The following is a 19,140-nucleotide window of genomic DNA, read 5'->3' as shown; positions in this document are numbered from 1 at the left end:
CTCCTTGCCCGAAAACCGCTTCGGGGTGTTTAAAATAGGGTGTGGGGATTAGCGTTGCGCCAGCCGGTTCGTCACTTGCTGATGCGTTGGCATATTGGCCGCACCTTCCCGTTCGACCGCCAGAGAGGCAAACGCATTTGCGTACGTGGCGGCCTGCGCCACGCTCTGCCCGGCGGCGACGGCCGCAGCGAAGGCGCCGTTGAACGCATCACCAGCGCCGGTGGTATCCACGCTGACGGCAGGAAAGGCCGGGATATGCTGAAATTGCTGGCCGTCAAATAGCAGGGCGCCATTGGCACCCATGGTGATTATCACCCGCGCGGCACCAAGCGCATGGATTTTTTGCGCGGCTTGTCTGGCACTCTCAAGATTACTGATCTCAATACCGGATAAGAGCGAGGCTTCCGTTTCATTTGGGGTGATGATATCCACATAGTCGAGGCAGGATACGACGTCATCGGAATACGGTGCCGGATTCAGGATAATTCGGGTGTCGAGCGCTCTGGCTAATTTCATGGCGCTCAAGGTCGCCGGGAAGTTATTTTCCATTTGCAGCAATAACACATCTGCGTCTTCCAGGTCAGGCATAATCTCAGCGATTTCTTCGTCGGTCAGTGTTTTATTCGCCCCGGAATAAATGGCAATCATATTTTCGCCGTTTTGTTGCGAGACATAAATAATCGCATTGCCGGTGGGTTCTGTTTCTGACTGGTATAATTTAAAGGAATGAATAGGGGATTTTGATAAATGCTCATACGCGAAATGACTGAATTGGTCTTTTCCCACTTTAGACACGAAATGTACTTTTGCACCGGCCATACTGGCCGCCATCGCCTGATTCGCGCCTTTTCCTCCTGGCCCCAAAGCACTGCCTTGCGCCAACAATGATTCTCCGCCTTTAGGAAAACGGGCGACCCTGGCAACAATATCCACATTAAACGAACCAAGAATACAGACTTTACCTTTCATGGTTTTATCCTTTTTTCGGATACTTCTATTTCTGACCTGATTCTTTATTTTTTTTAACAGGACTTCGAAGTCTTTCCCGGTTTCGGTAATCAGCTGAGATTGCAGACTGCGCCGAATAATAATGGCACCGCCGTGACAGCGTTGAACTAATCGCTGTCGGGCCAGCGCATTCAGATCACTGCGGATGGTTTCTCTGGTGACAGAAAAAACCTCGGCCAGATACTCCACGCTGACGCGATCATGTTGATCCAGATAGTCCAGAATCTTGTTTCTGCGTTCTTCAAGAAACATACCGTTAACACCTCTTGAATGAGAGTAATGGAGCCGTCCTGGTTGAAAAGTGACCGTGATCATAGGATGTCGGATAAAACGGAAGTAAACAAAAATCCCCACTACATCTACCGGGCAACAAGAGAGGCTGTCAGTACGCAGGGTGGCGAGATGTGAAAGCCGTCACACTGATATTGAAATAGGCAAGATAATCAGCGGTTATTGCGCTGCGTTCCGAGTGACAAATGTTTTAGAATCGAAAACATACATTCATTGGCGGGAAGCGTTGGGCTATTGTCATGATTCGAATTGTTGCGCTATCCAATCCGCGTCTGGCGCAGGCGTTTGTCGACTATATGCACACGCAGCAGATCCGGCTGGTGGCCCGTATTAACGGGAATGAAGTCGATATCTGGCTGCCGGACGAAAGCCAGCAGGCGCGGGTAAAGCAGGAGCTGGAGCGCTTCCTGCAAGAGCCGTGGCATGAACGCTATCAGGCCGCCAGCTGGCAGAGCGGCACCACTAACAGCGGGCTTCGTTACCCGTCGTATTCCTATCTGCAAACCTTGCGTCAGCGTGCTGGGCCGTTGACGCTGGGCATGCTGGTGGTCGCCATTGCGGTTTACCTGTTGATGCAGGTTTATGGTGTTAATCGCATGATGACGCTGCTGGCCTTCCCAGATAGCACCCAGACTCTGCAACTCTGGCGCTGGTTCAGTCATGCGTTGTTGCATTTTTCGCTGCTGCATCTGCTGTTCAATCTGATGTGGTGGTGGTATCTCGGCGGCCCGGTGGAGCGTGTCTTAGGTACCCGGCGATTGTGTGTGATTCTACTGTTGTCATCCGCGATCAGCGGGTGGGTACAGTCCTGGTTCAGCGGCGTTTATTTCGGTGGTTTGTCCGGCGTGGTATACGCCCTGATGGGGTATGTCTGGTTACGTGGCGAGCGTGAGCCGGGCGGGCCGCTGCACCTTCAACGCGGCCTGATGGCGTTCGCGCTGGTATGGCTGGTGGCCGGGTATTTCGATATTTTGGGCATGTCTATCGCGAATGCGGCGCATGCCTCGGGGTTGGTCATTGGCGTGTTGATGGCGTGGTGGGATACGCGCCAGCACCGCCGTTAACGCTATCATACCGTTACCGCAGCCTGATACGTGGTGTAGAGCCGCGTGGCTACTGCCGTGTGCATTTTTATACTGCGCGCGGTTTCTTAGTTGGCCGACATGAGGTCATGTCGGCGTTTGAGGGGATCAATGTGAAGCAAACACAGCGGCACGACGCCATTATCGATCTGGTGCGTCGGCAGGGATACGTCAGTACCGAAGAGCTGGTGGAACATTTTGCAGTCAGCCCACAGACCATCCGCCGGGATCTGAACGATCTGGCGGAACAAAACAAGATCCACCGCCATCATGGTGGCGCGGCGTTGCCCTCCAGTTCAGTCAATACCGCTTACCATGATCGAAAAATGATGTGGTCTGATGAAAAAGCCAGGATTGCGAGGCAGGTCGCCAGTCAAATTCCGGATGGTGCTACGCTTTTTATAGATATCGGTACGACACCGGAAGCGGTGGCTCACGCGCTGATGAACCATAAGGATTTACGCGTGGTCACCAATAACCTGAATGTGGCAACGTTACTGACCGCCAAAGAAGACTTTCGCCTGATACTGGCGGGAGGCGAGGTGCGCAGCCGCGATGGCGGCATCATTGGCGAAGCCACGCTGGATTTTATTTCTCAGTTCAGGCTCGATTTCGGCATTTTGGGCATCAGTGGCATTGATATGGATGGCTCGTTGCTGGAGTTTGACTACCACGAGGTTCGCACCAAGCGTGCAATCATCGAAAACTCCCGTTGCGTGATGTTGGTGACGGACCATTCCAAGTTCGGCCGTAATGCGATGGTCAATTTGGGCAACATGGATTTGATCGACTATCTTTTTACCGATCAGTTACCGCCACCCAGTGTGCTGAAAATCATCGAACAACATAAGGTACAGTTGGAGTTGTGCTGATCCCGACGTGCCTTTTTCCATCACCCGCAAAGGAGAGAGGCACGATGTCACCCTTATTCAATCCTTCCCAGTTTACCGCGGCGTTGCAACGCCAGTTGCAGGCTCTCGCTCAGCCGTCGTTACAGGCACTGTCGTTACGCCAGTGCTGGCAATTGGTGAGTGCGGCGCTGACGGAGCAACTGGATGTGTTGATAGCTGCCGAACCGTCTCCACCAGATGCCGCCACGTCGATATCGCGGCATGTGAACTATCTGTCGATGGAGTTTCTGCCAGGCCGCCTGACCGGCAATAATCTGCTCAATCTGGGGTGGTATGACGCGGTGGCGGAGGTGCTGGCCGGGCACGGGCTGGCGTTGAGTGATGTGCTGGAACAGGAAACGGACCCGGCGCTGGGTAATGGTGGGTTGGGGCGATTGGCCTCTTGTTATCTGGACGCGATGGCGACAGTCGGACAACCGGCGATAGGCTACGGCCTGCATTACCAGTATGGTTTGTTCCGCCAGCATTTTGAGGCCGGTTTCCAGCGTGAAACCCCGGATGACTGGCTGCGCGACTGTTATCCCTGGGCGCGTCCACGCCCAGAGCTAGCGGTAGAAGTCGGTTTCGGCGGTGAGTTGGTCATCCAGCCGGATGGCCGCGAGCGTTGGATTCCAGATCAGGTCGTTATCGGCGAAGCCACCGATATCCCGGTTATCGGTTATCTCAATGGCCGTGTACAGCCGTTGCGGCTGTGGCAAGCTACCCACAGTGAGCCGTTTGACCTTGAACAGTTTAATGCGGGCCATTATCTGAAAGCCGAGCAGCGGGGTATCGACGCCGCCAGCCTGACCAAAGTGCTGTACCCGAACGACAATCATGCCGCAGGTAAAAGACTGCGCCTGATGCAGCAGTATTTCCAATGTGCCTGCGCGGTCGCGGATATCTTCCGGCGGCATGAACGTGCCGGACGACCGCTGGCGACATTACCCGATTATGAGGTGGTGCAGCTAAACGATACCCACCCGACGCTGGCGATTCCCGAAACCCTGCGCGTGTTGCTGGACGACTATGAATTACCGTGGGAGCAGGCCTGGCAACTGACCGGGCGCTTATTTGCCTACACCAATCATACCCTGATGCCGGAAGCGCTGGAGTGCTGGGATGAACGGCTGTTCGGTCGGTTATTACCGCGTCATCTGTCGATAATCAAAACCATTAATGCGCATCTGCGCCAACAGGTGGAGGCTCGCTGGCCGGGTGATAAGCGTGTCTGGGCGCGGCTGGCGGTGGTGTATCGCCGTCAGGTGAGAATGGCGAACCTGTGCGTGGTGGCGTGTTTTGCGGTGAACGGCGTCGCGCAGATGCACTCGGATCTGGTGGTTCGCGACTTGTTCCCGGAATACCACCAGTTGTGGCCGACGAAATTTCATAACGTTACCAACGGTATTACGCCGCGCCGTTGGCTAAAACAGTGCAATCCGGCACTGTCTTCACTGATAGACGACACCCTGCGTACCGAATGGGGTAACCGGCTTACGCTACTGGAGGGGCTGGCTCCCTACGCACAGGATAGTGCGTTTCAGGCGCGTTATCGCCGCATCAAACAGGACAATAAAACGCAACTGGCACAATTTTTACGGCGCGATTACGGCATCCATATCGATCCGAGCGCGTTGTTTGATGTGCAAATCAAACGGTTGCATGAATATAAGCGGCAACATCTGAATTTACTGCACATTTTATCGTTATATAAGCGATTGCTTACCGACCCTGGATTGGATATCGTGCCGCGCCTTTTCCTGTTTGGTGCCAAGGCGGCGCCGGGCTATGTCCTGGCAAAAAATATTATTTATGCCATCAACTGTGTGGCGGAACACATTAACCGGGACAAACGGGTCAACGATCGCCTGAAAGTGGTTTTTTTACCGGATTACCGTGTCTCGCTGGCGGAGAGGATTATTCCGGCAGCCGATGTATCAGAGCAGATTTCCACCGCAGGCAAGGAAGCATCCGGGACAGGGAATATGAAACTGGCGCTGAATGGTGCCCTGACGGTAGGGACGCTGGATGGTGCCAATGTGGAGATGGCGCAGGAAGTCGGTGCAGAGAATATGTTCATCTTCGGTCATACTGTCGAGCAGGTAAAAGCGTTGATTGCCGACGGCTATAAACCCACCCGTTACATTGCCGAGAATCCACTATTAAAGGAAATCCTGACTGAACTGGGGAAAGGAAAGTTCAGCCATGGAGATAAAACGGCGTTCGCCCCTTTGCTCGATAGCCTGCTAAAACTGGGTGATCCCTATCTGGTGTTGGCTGATTTCGCCCCTTACTGCCAGGCTCAACAGCGTGTGGATGAACTGTATCGTGAACCTGATGAATGGACGCGTCGCTGCATTCTGAACACGGCTCATATGGGCATGTTCAGTGCTGATCGGGCAATTCATGATTATCAGAAACGCATCTGGACGATGCGTGATTAAGGAATCAATACCATGGCGTTGAAAGCAAAAAAATCTGTACCCCACTATCAGGGGATCGCTGATACCTATAAAGATGCTTACGGTAATGAACAGGCGATAGACAGCGACACGCGTAAGGCGTTGCTGCACTTGCTGGATGTGGCGGAACCGACGGCGTCACCCTTGCCTTCGGTATGTGTGTTTCGTCAGGGGCAGCAGCACCGGCTGCCGTTGCGTGGCGAGGGCGACTATATCTGGACGCTCATCTTTGAAAAAGGCGGCATTATCGAAGGCCGTTCAGGTGGTCAGGCAACGTTGGTGTTACCGGACACTCTGCCGCTTGGCTATCACCAGCTGATGCTAACGCAGGGTGAGCAACAGTGGTCCTGTCGGGTGATTGTCGCGCCGACACGCTGCTACGAGCCGGACCCGCTGATACAGGGGAAGCGCTGGTGGGGCGTCATGGTACAGCTGTATACCCTGCGCTCGTCGGATAACTGGGGAGTCGGCGACTTTGGCGATCTAAAAACGCTGGTGGAGCAGGTGGCGCGCCGGGGGGGCGCTTTTGTCGGCCTTAATCCGCTGCATGCGTTGTATCCGGCAGAGCCGGAAGCCGCCAGCCCGTACAGTCCTTCTTCGCGTAACTGGCTGAATATTATCTATATCGATGTGAATCAGGTGGATGATTTTCATCAGAGTCAGGCGGCCCAGGCCTGGTGGATGCAAGACGACATCCAACGACAACTGACGGCGGTCCGCGCCAGCCGATGGGTGGATTACACCGCCGTTACCCACCTGAAACTGACCGCATTGCGTCTGGCATTTGGTCACTTTACCGGCCGTAGCGCGCTGGATCCGCGCAAAACCGCTTTTTTGCAGTTCCTGAAAACCCACGATGAAAGTCTGCTACAACAGGCCACCTATGATGCGTTACAGGACTGGATGAAGCTGCAAGGCAAACCGGCTGCTGACTGGCTGCAATGGCCGCAGGAATACCACGATGCCCGCAGCGACGCTACACTGCGTTTTCGACAGGAACACGCCGACGATGTGCAGTTCTATTGCTGGTTGCAATGGCTGGCACATGAACAACTGGCGACCTGTTTTTCCCATAGTAAACAACTGGGTATGCCGATAGGCCTCTATCGTGATGTGGCGGTGGGCGTCGCGCAGGGCGGCGTTGATACCTGGAGCGACCAGCAGTTGCATTGCCTGTCGGTGACCATCGGCGCCCCGCCGGATCCGCTGGGGCCGGGAGGGCAAAACTGGAACCTGACGCCGATGCACCCGACGCGGTTGCGCCAGCGTGGGTATCAGCCGTTTATCGATTTGCTGCGCAGCAATATGGCGCACAGTGGCGCATTACGTATCGACCACGTAATGGGGCTGTTGCGTCTGTGGTGGATCCTCAATGGCGGCACGGCGAACCGTGGTGCCTACGTGCTTTATCCGGTGGATGACTTGCTGGGGATCCTGGCGTTGGAAAGCCATCGTCACCGCTGTCTGGTGATCGGTGAGGATCTGGGCACCGTACCGGAGGAGATCGTCAACAAGCTGCGCGACAACAGTATCTATTCTTATAAGGTCCTGTTTTTTGAAAAGGATCAGCACGATCGTTTTCGTACCCCGGATGAGTACCCGGCCCGTTCGATGGCAACCATCACCACACACGATCTGGCGACGTTACGCGGCTACTGGCAAGGGGTCGATCTGACGTTGGGCAAAGATCTTGGGTTATACCCCTCAGAGGCGTTGTTGAAGCAGCAGCACGATGCACGTGAACGCGCCAAGCAAGGGCTGCTGGATGCATTGCATGAACAGGGACTGCTACCCCAGCGTGTTGGGCGTAATGCATCGCTGACCACCATGAGCGCCCAGCTTAACCGGGGTGTGCAGCGTTATCTGGCGGACAGCGCCAGTGCATTATTGGGGTTGCAGCTTGAAGACTGGCTGGACATGGCGACGCCGGTAAATGTACCTGGTACTAACCAGGAATACCCCAACTGGCGACGTAAGCTGAGTCGTCCGCTGGATTCCATTTTCACTGACCGTTATCTGGAACGGCTGATTCGGGATATTGATTTACGCCGTGGTGGCCCGGTGCCGTCTCGAACCAAAAAGACAGTCAAACCAGCGGATACGCCGGAGGATAATGGAAAGCAGGAACAGACAAAAAAGCCTGAGTGACGAGAGTACGCGTCGGCGGGGTTAACAGATAACAGAAACGATGAGCGGCCAGATGACTGACCGCTCATGACAATCAAAACCACAGTGGCTGAATAGGCGCCCGCTTAATAATAGGAGTGCTCACCGCGCTGATGTTCAGTCAGGTCGCGTACCCCTTTCAGCTCCGGGAATTTTTCCAGCAACTCTTTCTCGATGCCCTCTTTCAGCGTGTAATCCACCATCGAACAGCCGTTGCAACCGCCACCAAACTGCAAAATGGCGTAGCCTTCTTCGGTGATTTCCATCAGTGATACGCGGCCACCGTGGCCCGCCAGTTGCGGGTTAATCTGAGACTGCAACACATATTCCACCCGTTCCATCAGCGGAGCATCATCACCGACTTTGCGCATCTTGGCGTTCGGCGCTTTTAGGGTCAGTTGCGAACCCAACTGGTCGGTCACAAAGTCGATCTCGGCGTCTTCCAGATACGGTGCGCTGAGTTCATCTACATAGGCAGACAATTTCTCAAACTTCAGCTCGGTATCGTTCGGCTCGACGGCATCGGGCGGGCAGTAAGACACCCCACACTCGGCATTAGGTGTACCGGGATTGATAACGAAGACACGAATCTGGGTGCCTTCCTCCTGTTTTGCCAGCAGTTTGGCAAAATGCTCCTGAGCAGCGTCGGTAATACGAATCATAATGTTAACTCAATAGTTGACTACGCTAGTTGGTTATAATACGCCCATCCCGGCGGTTACGACAAGGTGCGACATACACACCATACCTGAACGTGTTGCGCACCGGCACGCAACAGCGTGCGGCTGACCTCCGCCGCCGTGCTGCCCGTGGTCACCACATCGTCCAGCAACACTAACCGTTTGCCAGCGACGCGCTGGCTGATGGCATCCTGTCGACATCGGAACGCGCCGCGCAGGTTGTGACGTCGCGAACGGGCTCCCAGTGATTGCTGGGGAACGGTATGACGCACGCGAGTCAACGTATCAGGGTCATAGGCGCATCCCAGCCAGTGTGCCAGCCAGCGTGCGATCAGGTCGGTTTGGTTGAACCCTCGACGCCAGTGACGCCGTCGGTGTAGCGGAACAGTGACGATAGCATCAGGGCGGGGATAAGCGTCGGGAAGGCGCAGAACCGTATCCCGGCGACATCCCTGCCATTGCAACAGCACCAGCCGCGCCAGCGTCGGAGCCAGCTCACTACGTCCCTGAAGTTTGAAGCGCTTAATGAGGTGGCTGAGCGGCGGCCGGTAGTCGCTGACAGACAGGAGCGACTGCCATGGCGGCGGTTGTTGCAGGCACCGTCCACACGGCAGGATCCCCGACGCCGAAGGCAACCCGCAGCGTGGACAGCAGACAAGTGGTTGGGGCAGATGACGGCAGCAGTGACTGCAAATTCCGTGATGACTATGATAGAGCGGCTGCTGGCAGAGCCAGCACTGTGCCATGATCGTCAACATTGTCTCGTTCCCTGAGTCATCAGGCCGCGGGCAGCATGGCCTGAACTATTTTATTTCTGGACTACTCTACTTCTGAACTACTCTACTTCCGACGGAGGACACAATAACTCATGGAATCATTGCACTGGTACACGCAAGGAGAAGGCGCATGCGAACTTGTGATGCTGCATGGCTGGGGAATGAATTCGAAAGTGTGGAACAACATTGTGGTGCGGCTGGCACCGCATTTTCGCCTGCATTGTGTGGATTTACCGGGTTATGGTCAGAGTCAGGGGTTCCCCGCTATGTCGCTGGAGGAGATGACCGAGACGGTACTGGCAAGTGCACCCGCGCGAGCTGTCTGGCTGGGGTGGTCGCTGGGCGGACTGGTCGCAAGTCTGGCGGCGATCCGCGCGCCAGAGCGGGTCAGCGCGTTGATTACCGTAGCCTCTTCACCCCGTTTTGAGGCCGCAGATGAATGGCCCGGTATCAAGCCGCTGGTGTTGTCCGGTTTTCAGCAACTACTGAACGAGGATTTTTCCGGCACTATCGAGCGGTTTCTGGCGTTGCAAACGTTGGGTACCGAAAGTGCCAGAAAAGACGCGCGTCTATTGAAGGCGGTCGTCACGACGCAACCGTCACCCACCGTGGAAGTGCTGGACGGCGGGCTGGAGATTCTACGTCGGGTGGATTTACGCCAGGAACTGGCCGGTCTGACGACGCCATTCCTGCGTGTGTATGGCGCACTCGATGGGTTGGTGCCGCGTAAAGTTGCCGCGCTGATGGACGAACAGTACCCGCACTCCACTTCGGTCGTGATACCGAAAGCCTCCCACGCACCGTTTATCTCCCACCCGGAGGTGTTTGTGGAGCATGTGGTGGGGTTTGTGGGGGAAAATCTGTTGGTGTAGTCGATTCATGGGCGTGGTTTATCGAAATGCAAGGATTATGATACAAGGATCTCGGCGATTCGGTTGCTATATTTAAATCAGCTCGATGTAATGTTTATAATGCCAGTTTTAAAAGAAAGTATTACACGTGGATGATTGAATAGAGAAAAGGATGTAAAAATGTCATATATTATTTATCTAACTTTAGAAGGCGATCAGCAGGGATTGATTTCTTCTGGCTGTTCTACTATAGATTCTATCGGTAATCGTTACCAGTCTGGACACGAAGATCAGATACAGGTATTAGGATTGAACCATACGATAACACGAGATGATAATGTCGCTCATCATCCGATACAATTAGTAAAGCCTATCGATAAATCTTCTCCATTGTTAGGTGTATCCATTACCTCAAATGAAAAATTAACGGCAAAAATTTTCTTCTATAGAACGAATTCGGCTGGGAAGCTGGAGGTTTTTTATGAATTAACATTGGCTGATGCCAGAGTGGTATCTGTATCTTCATCGTATCCACACTCCATAAATAATACAGAATCAATCCCGTATGAAGAAATTATGCTTAAATATAAAAGCATATCTTGGTCGCATAAGGCTGCCGGTACTTCTGGTTATAGTATCTGGCATGATGGAATTAACGAATAGATTAATTTTTTATTTTCAATAACCTCCGAAGGTTATACCTTGGGTTAAAACTTGACGTGCGACGGGTATAATATTCACTTCGGAGGTTAATCGTAAAGCCAATGCCCTAATTTTGCGGATTCTATAAGCATTGCTATAGACAATGCTTTTAATGCTGGTTTTTCAACCTTTTTAAATGGGTTTAAAAGAGAAAGAAAACTATGGTCTGAATAATCATAATAATAATTATTTATATTAAAACCATCTGGGTTGACGTTGAACTCTTCGAAGAATTCAGACATCAATGCTTGTATCTCATCATCATCAAAATCAAATTCTGAGTTTATTAGAGTTTCTTCTGTTATTTTATTTTGATATGGGGTTATTGAAAATCCGGCGTGTTTCTCTACCAGTTTAATTATTTTATTCTTGTTAATTCCCATATAACTTGTCCTCTACTCTGGCTATTTTATTGTAATGCCGAACAGTATTATAGGATATGGTACTTACATCACAAATTAATATACCCCAGCCTAATACAGGTATTGTCCTGCCAACAAATGTCCCTAAATTCCTGACAAATCTTACTTTTAATCCTTGTATTGGACCACCGATAATTGTTGGTAATGATATTCCCATTGGGATTTTTGTTTTTTTGAATATTCGCCTTGAGTATATGCTAGATAATGACGTTCCCTTTATTGCTCCGGACGGTTTTCTTCTTGTGTCTTGGTCATTTCGCCCTAAAAGAATCATGCTCATCGCGAGGGCATCGTCAATGCCAAAGCGCTTCATGGTTTCATCAACCATAATCCAGAAGAATAACTCTCCTGCGCTTAAATTTATCATCCCATTGTAAAAATATGTTCCACCTATTTCTTCCACTGTATCCATGTGTAATTCCCTTTTGAAGTGATTTTTATACAGTGAGTCTCAATGAAGATTGTTGTATTTTAGCATAGGTACATCATTCAGGCATGACTCGCCAGTCACTGCTTCTAATTTCTACATACAGGGTTCAGGCTATCGAGCCTGAACCCTGACAAGGGCTATTACCGTTTCTTAAACGCCGCCGCCAGTGCGTCGCTCATGGCGCTGTTACCGGCTGGGGTGCTGCTGGTCTGGCGTGGGCGTGCCTTATTGCCCGCCTGTGACGCTGGGCGGGAGGCATTCGCGTTGTCGCGCTCGCGTCCGCCGCCGCGACGGTTGTTGCCTTCGCCCGGTTGTTCGTCCAGCCGCATGGTCAGCGCGATGCGCTTGCGTTGCAGGTCGACCTCCAGCACTTTCACCTTAACGATGTCACCGGCTTTCACCACCTGATGTGGGTCTTCCACGAAGCGATCCGACAGTGAAGAGATGTGCACCAACCCATCCTGATGTACGCCGATATCCACAAACGCACCAAAGTTGGTGACGTTGGTGACAGCACCTTCCAGAATCATGCCCGGCGTCAGGTCGTTGAGGGTTTCCACCCCGTCGGCGAAGCTGGCGGTTTTGAATTCAGGGCGCGGGTCGCGACCCGGTTTTTCCAGCTCTTTGATGATGTCGGTCACCGTTGGCACCCCGAAGCGATCGTCGGTGAAGCTGGCCGGTTTCAGGTTGCGCAGCGCGCTGGCGTTGCCCATCAGATCCTGCAGTTTCTGCTCGGTTGCCGCCAGAATACGCTCCACCACCGGGTAGGCTTCCGGGTGGACGGTGGAGGCATCGAGCGGGTTATCGCCGTGGTTAATACGCAGGAAGCCAGCGCATTGCTCGAAGGCTTTCGGGCCGAGGCGGCTGACTTTCAGCAACTGCGCACGGTTGTTGAAACGGCCGTTTTCATCACGCCAATTGACGATGTTTTGCGCCATCATCCGGGTGAGGCCCGCCACACGGGTCAGCAGCGGTACCGAGGCGGTGTTCAGATCGACGCCGACGGCGTTCACGCAGTCTTCCACCACCGCATCGAGTTTTTTCGCCAGTTGAGTCTGGCTGACGTCATGCTGGTACTGGCCGACACCGATGGATTTCGGGTCGATCTTGACCAGTTCGGACAGCGGGTCTTGCAGGCGACGAGCGATAGATACCGCGCCGCGCAGCGATACGTCCAGACCCGGGAACTCCAGCGCTGCCAGTTCAGAGGCCGAATAGACTGAAGCCCCCGCTTCGCTGACGATCACCTTCTGCGCTTTCACTTCCGGGAACTGCTTCTGGGTATCAAGGAAGAAGCGTTCGGTTTCGCGCGACGCGGTGCCATTGCCGATAGCGACCAGCTCGACCTGATGCTTGATGCATAACGCGGCGACGATGGCGGCGGCTTTGGCTGCCTGACCGGTGTGCGGATAGATAGTGTCGGTGGCCACCAGTTTACCGGTCGCATCCACCACCGCCACTTTTACACCGGTGCGAAGACCGGGGTCCAGCCCCATAGTGGCGCGCATACCGGCAGGTGCTGCCATCAGCAGGTCGTGCAGGTTGCGGGCGAAGACGTTAATGGCTTCGTCTTCGGCTTTCTCACGCACGCTGCCCATCAATTCGGTTTCCAGATGCAGCAGCACCTTGATGCGCCAGGTCCAGTTCACCACGGCGCGTCGCCAGCTGTCTGCCGGTGCATTGCCAAGGCGTAGACCCAGGTGGTCGATGATGATCTGCTCGCAGTGGCTCTCTTTGGGCGGCTCGTCAAACTGCGGGTCGGCATTCAATGAGAGTTGCAACACACCCTCGTTGCGGCCACGGAACATCGCCAGCGCACGGTGCGACGGCACTTGCGATAGTGGCTCATGGTGATCGAAATAGTCGCGGAATTTGGCGCCTTCTTCCTCTTTGCCTTCCACTACGCGGGACACCAGATGGGCGTTTTTCCACAGATAATCACGCACCTTGGCCAGCAGCGCGGCGTCCTCGGCAAAGCGCTCCATCAGAATGTAACGTGCACCGTCGAGCGCCGCTTTGACGTCGGCCACACCGTTTTCGGCGTTGATGTAAGCCTCTGCCGCCTGTTCTGGTGTTTGCGTTGGGTCGTTCCACAGGCTGTCTGCCAGCGGCTCCAGCCCGGCCTCAATGGCGATTTGTCCTCGGGTGCGGCGTTTCGGTTTGTAAGGCAGGTAGAGGTCTTCCAGCTCGGTTTTGCTCAGTGTACCGTTGATGGAGGCGGCCAGCGCATCGGTCAGCTTGCCCTGTTCTTCAATGGATTTGAGGATGGTCTGGCGGCGTTCTTCCAGCTCGCGCAGGTAGGACAGGCGGCTTTCCAACTGACGCAGTTGGGTGTCATCCAGCCCGCCGGTCACTTCTTTACGGTAGCGAGCGATAAACGGGACTGTGTTGCCCTCGTCCAGCAGTTGAATGGCTGCGCTCACCTGCTCGGTGCGCGCCTGCAATTCGCTGGCAATAATCTGGCTTAATGCATTCGTCATAGTGTTATCAACAAAATAGTGTTATCAACAAGATAGTGTAATTAGCGAGATAATGAATGTTGCAAGGATAGACAACTGGGGGACAGTTATACGGATTGACGGCACAAAATGCCAGTCAGACAAATGGAGGGTTTGTGGCGGGTCGACGGATGCCGACCCGCAAACGGGTTACGCGTTGTCGCAGAATGGTGCGATATAGCGCTGATAGCGTGAAGGTTTCAGTTGCTGTAAGTCCACCAGTACCAGACCATCGACGCAGTTGTTGAAGTCCGGATCGACGCCAAAATCGATAAACTGTACGCCACCTGGCTCGCACACTTCCGAGTACTGTTTGTACAAGGTAGGAATAGAGCATCCCATGTTGCTGAGCATGCTTTTGAGCCGGGTCAGATCCTGCTGGTAGTCGTCCCCTTCAAACTGTCTCAATACGTCCGGCAACGATGCCGGGTAAGGCCGACGCGAACGGGCCAGCATCTGACTGGGCGCGAAATGCAGGCGGTAGAAGGCAATCAGCAGGTCGCGCGCGGTAGACGGTAAGGTGCTGGACAAGGAAACCGGGCCAAACAGATAACGGTATTCCGGGTAGCGGGCCAGATAGGCGCCAATCCCCAGCCACAGGTAATCCAGACCGCGTTTTCCCCAGTATTTGGGTTGGATAAAGCTGCGGCCCAGTTCAATACCGCTGGCTAACACCGGGGCCATCTCTTCGCCATATTGGAACAGGCTGTGGCTGTACAGGCTGCCGATGTCTTTTTCCGCCAGCAGGCGTGCTGTCGGCGTGAACCGGTAAGCGCCAACGATTTCCAGCTCGCGCTCATCCCATAGCACCAGATGCAGGTAGTCGTCATCGAAGCTATCGAGATCGCGGCGTTTGCCAGTGCCTTCCCCCACGGCGCGAAAGGCGATTTCCCGCAGGCGTCCCAGCTCACGCAAGATAGGCACATAATCTTCGCTGCCGCGACGGTAGAGATAAATTTTCTTGCCGTCCGGCGTGGTGCCGAGCGTTTCGCAGCTTTCTAACGCACGTTTAAGCAGCGAGCGCTCTTCGGGAAGCGCAATCGGCTTTTCACCAGCGAAACAGCCGGGCTTACCGTGGCCCAGGCGGTAGACATGACGACGGAAACGGGCGGCCAGGTCATTGGGCTGCCACTCGCCCTGATTCCAGGTCGAGTAGGGGATCTGCGCACCAATGCGAAAACGCAGTCGGTTGCCGTGCTGGCGGAACATTTCCCGCACCAGCAACAGGGTGGATAACGGGCGGTAAATCAGCGACGAGAGATAGAACAGGTTGCTGTTACGGCCGCTGATGTGTATTGGGACTATCGGCGCACGCGCTTTGGCTGCCATGCGAATAAAGCCACTATGCCAGTGACCGTCGCGGATGCCTTTCAGGCTCATGCGGGAGACTTCACCGGCTGGGAACATAATGATTGCCCCCTCGGCGGCCAAATGTTCCTGGATAGCGGCGAGCTGGTGGCGTCGGGTACGATTGCTGAAGTTATCTACCGAGAAAAACAGTTTTTTCAGCGGCCCGATATAGGACAGTAATTGACTGGCGACGATACGCACGTCGGGGCGCACGCTGGCGACAGTACGCAGTAAGGCGAGTCCGTCCAGCGAGCCAATCGGATGATTGGCCACCAGCACCACCGGCCCCTGGCTGGGAATGTTTTCCAGGTCGCCCTCTACCATTTCGCAGTTAAGGCTGAAGTGATCCAGAATCTGCTCTACCAGATCCAACCCTTTCAGGTGCGGGTAGCGCTGAGCAAAATCCTGTATTTCGGTTTCGAATAACATCGTGCGCAGAATGGAGCGCTGCCAGTTCGGCGTGGGACGATGCGGTGCGAGATCTTGCAGAATGGTATCCAGGCTGAACATAGATTGGCCTCCATAATCACCGTTGCCACGGTAAGGGAGGGAAGTGACATCTTTATTTCAGTCTTAGAACTAATTTTTCTAAATGTAATTGAGGTAAAGCAAAAGCAAGTGCGCGTAACGATGCCTGCAGGAGCAGGCATCGTAAGTGGTTACTTCTCGGTGAAGCCCTGCTCGCGGGCGTTAATCTGCCAATGCAGCAAGGCGGGGAAGGCCGCGATTCGCTGTTGCTGCTCGGTGCTGATGGGGTGAGCGGTTGTCTGGGTGAGCATCGGGTTGGTTGCATCCCAGGAGTAACGTCCGGTACTGCCGATAGGAATCACGCCTTGTTCATCAATCCACAACACCTGGTTGTAGCCAAACGCACGCGAGGTGTCGTCCTGCTCCGCCAGCATATTGCGCCCGCCGAGTGCGTAATAGGGGGTATCGGCGAGGCTGTAAGCGTAGAGTGTTGGGAAGATATCCTTGTGCGAGCCGGGGCGTGATGGGTCAAAACGCCAGGCGGTGTTCGCCAGAATGGTTTTTGGCACATACAGATAGAAGGGGACGGCACGATCCAGAAACTGCTCATGCGGATACTGTGCCTTCAGACGGCGCATCTGATGGTCGCCGGTTGCCGCGATCAGTGTGGATTCTCCCACCGGGGAGGATTTCACCGCAGCGATAAATTCTCCCAGCGCATTGGTGGCGTACTGGTAGGTGGCAGCGATGGATTCTTGTTCCTGTTGACTTACCTCGGCGTGTGCCATCATTTCCGGCCCGGCATGCACTGGTTGTGGGTGATAGCTGGCAGGAACCTTGTAAGGGGGATGGTTGGTGACAGTCAGAATACTGATGAAGAGCGGTTGGTGCGCTTCTGTCAGCAAACGTTGCGCCAGGCGAAACGCAAATTCATCCGGTACGCCCCAGTCGGTCAGCATAGCGCGTGATTCAGGGTAGCTTTCCATCAGGGAACTTTGGTCGTAAATTTCATCCACCCCAAGCCGGGGCAAATAGTTACCGAAGTTACGCCACATCCGGCTCCCGGACGTGATGAATATCACTTTGTAGCCCGCTTTTTTGTACGTGGCGTAAGGTGTGTCATCCAGCGATTTATATTGTGCGGATGAGTGGCTGAGGTTCTGGATAGGGCTTTGGAAAAACAGCGCAGCGAACGACGGTGCCGTACCATTGCCTTCTGATACGAAGCGACGGAAAACGAAATCCGACGCGAAATGGGGCCGCAGCGCACCCAGCATGTCGTTATCCGGCAGGTGATCGTACACCAGCATATTACTCCCCATGCTTTCCATCAACGCCATTACCACGTTGGGGCGATGCTGAGCCAGCCAGGGGTTAGCGGGGGTGCGGCTTTCCAGTGTGGCCAGCCCACTTTGGGTGCGCAACTGCTCTCCCGCTGCACGTGTTACCGGTTCGAAATGAATATCGTCATCCCTGTCCCCCATCGCCCAGGCCGATGCCATCAAACCATTGGGGGTGAGCTTATTGAGGATAGTGACGGAGGAAATTTGCGAGTCGTTACGCCGCAGTGGGAAGGTGCTCAGGCTGCCGCGGATCATGGCGAAAAACACCAGCAGGCTGATCAGCAGGTACACCACAAAGACCGGGTTGGGTAGCAAACGTGACCGCCGTATTTGTGCAAACCCAGTCTGCTGAGGCTGTGAAAAGAGAACTTTCCTGCCCAGTCGGTTGCTCAGCCAGACAAACAACGCTACCAGCAGTAGTGATCTGACAATCGGGTAGTCCTGCCAGATGGTGGTCATGACGGCGACTGGACCATCGTCAATGAGCCCGAAAGCGAAGATATCGATGTAGGTATGGTAGGTCTGGTAATAAAAATAGTTGATGATGGCGATGATGCTGACCAGAAATGCGCATACCCCCAGATACCAGGGCGCAATACGCTGCACCCAGCGCCAGCCGGTGCGATGCACGCTCATCGCCAGGCCGATGACCAGCAGCGGCGCCAGCAGGATGGATACCGCACGTAAATCGTAACGTAACCCGGTGAGCCACATCAGCCTCACGGCAGCGTCGTAATGGTGTAATTGCTGTGTGTCGGCGAACACTGAAAACATGGTCAGACGAGCGCCGGACAACAACAGGCTCAATAATAAAATTTGGCACCACAGGGTTTTTAACAGGGTGCGGGCATGCTGCTGGTAGTTGTCCATTTTTATTCTTGGAGTGTTATCAGTAGGGGTGAATGCTACGGGGTTATTGCAAAAAAATCTCAGTTACATGTCAGGAAGATGAAAGAAAATATGAACGGCAGACTGGGGCCTGCCGCTCAGTTCAGCGTTGCCTGTTGTCACCCTCAGTCAATCGGGTGGTGATAGTCGATTTTATTGACGTACCAGACCCTGGGACCGGTAGGTGTAGTGACCACCGCTTCTTCGTCCACCGCTTTTTTCAGCAGGGCGCGGGCCATTGGCGCGTCAATCGAGATGTAATCTTTACGGCCATAGATTTCATCCGGCCCGACGATACGAAAGCGTTTAACCTCGCCCTCTTCGTTTTCCACCTCGACCCAGGCGCCAAAGAATACCTTGCCGTCCTGCTGGGGGGAATAATCCACCACCCGCACTACCTGCAGGCGTTTGCGCAAGTAACGTACCCGGCGGTCGATTTCGCGCAACAAGCGTTTGTTGTAGAGGTAATCGGCGTTTTCGCTGCGATCGCCCAAACTGGCCGCCCAGGCTACCTTCTCTGTGATTTCCGGGCGACGCTCTTTCCACAGATAGTTCAGTTCCTGATGTAGGGCTTCATAGCCTTCGCGAGTGATCAGATCGGTTTTCATACGCTTTTCTGAAATGTGAAGATCATAAAATCGTTATAATCGACGACGGTGAGATAACATAGCGGATAAATCGTCATTTGTAGCGAGGGTTGCGGCGTATTATGGCGGGAACGGCTTGATTACAACGTATTTTTATATCCTTTGTAACAATTTTGCCTAGAATGTATACCAGAAACGGCTGTCAGTTCGTTGCGGGTTTCTGAACAATACTAGATTGTGTTTCGT

The 19,140-nt window shown here is 54.0% G+C and carries 15 protein-coding genes; 6 read left to right on the top strand and 9 right to left on the bottom strand.

Going from position 1 to position 19,140, the window contains the following annotated elements; all coding sequences use genetic code 11:
• Positions 1–48 precede the first annotated feature (48 nt).
• Positions 49–1,260, bottom strand: a complete 1,212-nt coding sequence (gene rbsK, locus DD586_RS19055; RefSeq protein WP_012886433.1) for a ribokinase — start codon at positions 1,258–1,260, stop codon at positions 49–51.
• A gap of 278 nt (positions 1,261–1,538) precedes the next feature.
• Here rbsK and glpG point away from each other — a divergent pair, with 278 nt between their 5' ends.
• The 4 genes from glpG to malQ all read left to right on the top strand — a co-directional run bounded on the left by glpG (position 1,539) and on the right by malQ (position 7,881).
• On the top strand, positions 1,539–2,363 hold the full coding sequence (gene glpG, locus DD586_RS19050) for a rhomboid family intramembrane serine protease GlpG (RefSeq protein ID WP_012886432.1): 825 nt from the start codon (positions 1,539–1,541) through the stop codon (positions 2,361–2,363).
• A 131-nt stretch (positions 2,364–2,494) separates the two neighbouring features.
• Positions 2,495–3,253 (top strand): DeoR/GlpR family transcriptional regulator, encoded by a 759-nt coding sequence (locus tag DD586_RS19045; protein ID WP_012768014.1) that lies wholly within the window; start codon positions 2,495–2,497, stop codon positions 3,251–3,253.
• 44 nt (positions 3,254–3,297) lie between these two features.
• Complete coding sequence (gene malP, locus DD586_RS19040) at positions 3,298–5,715, top strand: maltodextrin phosphorylase (RefSeq protein ID WP_012886430.1); 2,418 nt, start codon at positions 3,298–3,300, stop codon at positions 5,713–5,715.
• A gap of 12 nt (positions 5,716–5,727) precedes the next feature.
• Entirely contained in the window at positions 5,728–7,881 is a 2,154-nt protein-coding gene (gene malQ, locus DD586_RS19035) for a 4-alpha-glucanotransferase (protein WP_012886429.1), read from the top strand.
• A 104-nt stretch (positions 7,882–7,985) separates the two neighbouring features.
• Here malQ and nfuA read toward each other — a convergent pair whose 3' ends face one another.
• On the bottom strand, positions 7,986–8,561 hold the full coding sequence (nfuA, locus tag DD586_RS19030; protein ID WP_012886428.1) for a Fe-S biogenesis protein NfuA: 576 nt from the start codon (positions 8,559–8,561) through the stop codon (positions 7,986–7,988).
• A gap of 56 nt (positions 8,562–8,617) precedes the next feature.
• The gene (gene gntX / locus DD586_RS19025; protein ID WP_012886427.1) at positions 8,618–9,337 is read right to left on the bottom strand and encodes a DNA utilization protein GntX; all 720 of its coding nucleotides are present in this window, start codon (positions 9,335–9,337) and stop codon (positions 8,618–8,620) included.
• Positions 9,338–9,447: 110 nt separating this feature from the next.
• Here gntX and bioH point away from each other — a divergent pair, with 110 nt between their 5' ends.
• Positions 9,448–10,227, top strand: coding sequence for a pimeloyl-ACP methyl ester esterase BioH (gene bioH / locus DD586_RS19020; RefSeq protein WP_012886426.1), 780 nt, complete (start codon positions 9,448–9,450; stop codon positions 10,225–10,227).
• A 159-nt stretch (positions 10,228–10,386) separates the two neighbouring features.
• Positions 10,387–10,869 carry an Hcp family type VI secretion system effector gene (locus tag DD586_RS21595; RefSeq protein WP_012886425.1) on the top strand — a complete coding sequence of 161 codons (483 nt, stop codon included), beginning with the start codon at positions 10,387–10,389 and terminating at the stop codon, positions 10,867–10,869.
• Between the two features lie 86 nt (positions 10,870–10,955).
• Here the strand turns inward: DD586_RS21595 and DD586_RS19015 are convergent, their stop codons facing one another.
• The 6 genes from DD586_RS19015 to greB form a co-directional block, all read right to left on the bottom strand.
• Positions 10,956–11,291: a DUF1493 family protein gene (locus DD586_RS19015; RefSeq protein WP_012886424.1), complete on the bottom strand. Its 336-nt coding sequence runs from the start codon at positions 11,289–11,291 to the stop codon at positions 10,956–10,958.
• On the bottom strand, positions 11,281–11,742 hold the full coding sequence (locus DD586_RS19010) for an STM2901 family protein (protein ID WP_012886423.1): 462 nt from the start codon (positions 11,740–11,742) through the stop codon (positions 11,281–11,283). The genes DD586_RS19015 and DD586_RS19010 overlap by 11 nt, the downstream gene beginning before the upstream one ends.
• 158 nt (positions 11,743–11,900) lie before the next feature.
• Positions 11,901–14,240, bottom strand: a complete 2,340-nt coding sequence (locus DD586_RS19005; RefSeq protein WP_012886422.1) for a Tex family protein — start codon at positions 14,238–14,240, stop codon at positions 11,901–11,903.
• Between the two features lie 168 nt (positions 14,241–14,408).
• Positions 14,409–16,118, bottom strand: a complete 1,710-nt coding sequence (locus DD586_RS19000) for a lysophospholipid acyltransferase family protein (protein ID WP_012886421.1) — start codon at positions 16,116–16,118, stop codon at positions 14,409–14,411.
• A 149-nt stretch (positions 16,119–16,267) separates the two neighbouring features.
• A complete protein-coding gene (locus tag DD586_RS18995) occupies positions 16,268–18,289 on the bottom strand; it encodes an LTA synthase family protein (RefSeq protein ID WP_012886420.1) in 2,022 nt (673 codons plus the stop codon).
• A gap of 143 nt (positions 18,290–18,432) precedes the next feature.
• Entirely contained in the window at positions 18,433–18,915 is a 483-nt protein-coding gene (gene greB, locus DD586_RS18990) for a transcription elongation factor GreB (RefSeq protein ID WP_012886419.1), read from the bottom strand.
• Positions 18,916–19,140 lie beyond the last annotated feature (225 nt).

Origin of the sequence: Dickeya parazeae Ech586 (assembly GCF_000025065.1) — a bacterium.
In the GTDB taxonomy this organism is placed as follows: domain Bacteria; phylum Pseudomonadota; class Gammaproteobacteria; order Enterobacterales; family Enterobacteriaceae; genus Dickeya; species Dickeya zeae.
This window is presented reverse-complemented; position numbering and strand designations above follow the sequence as displayed.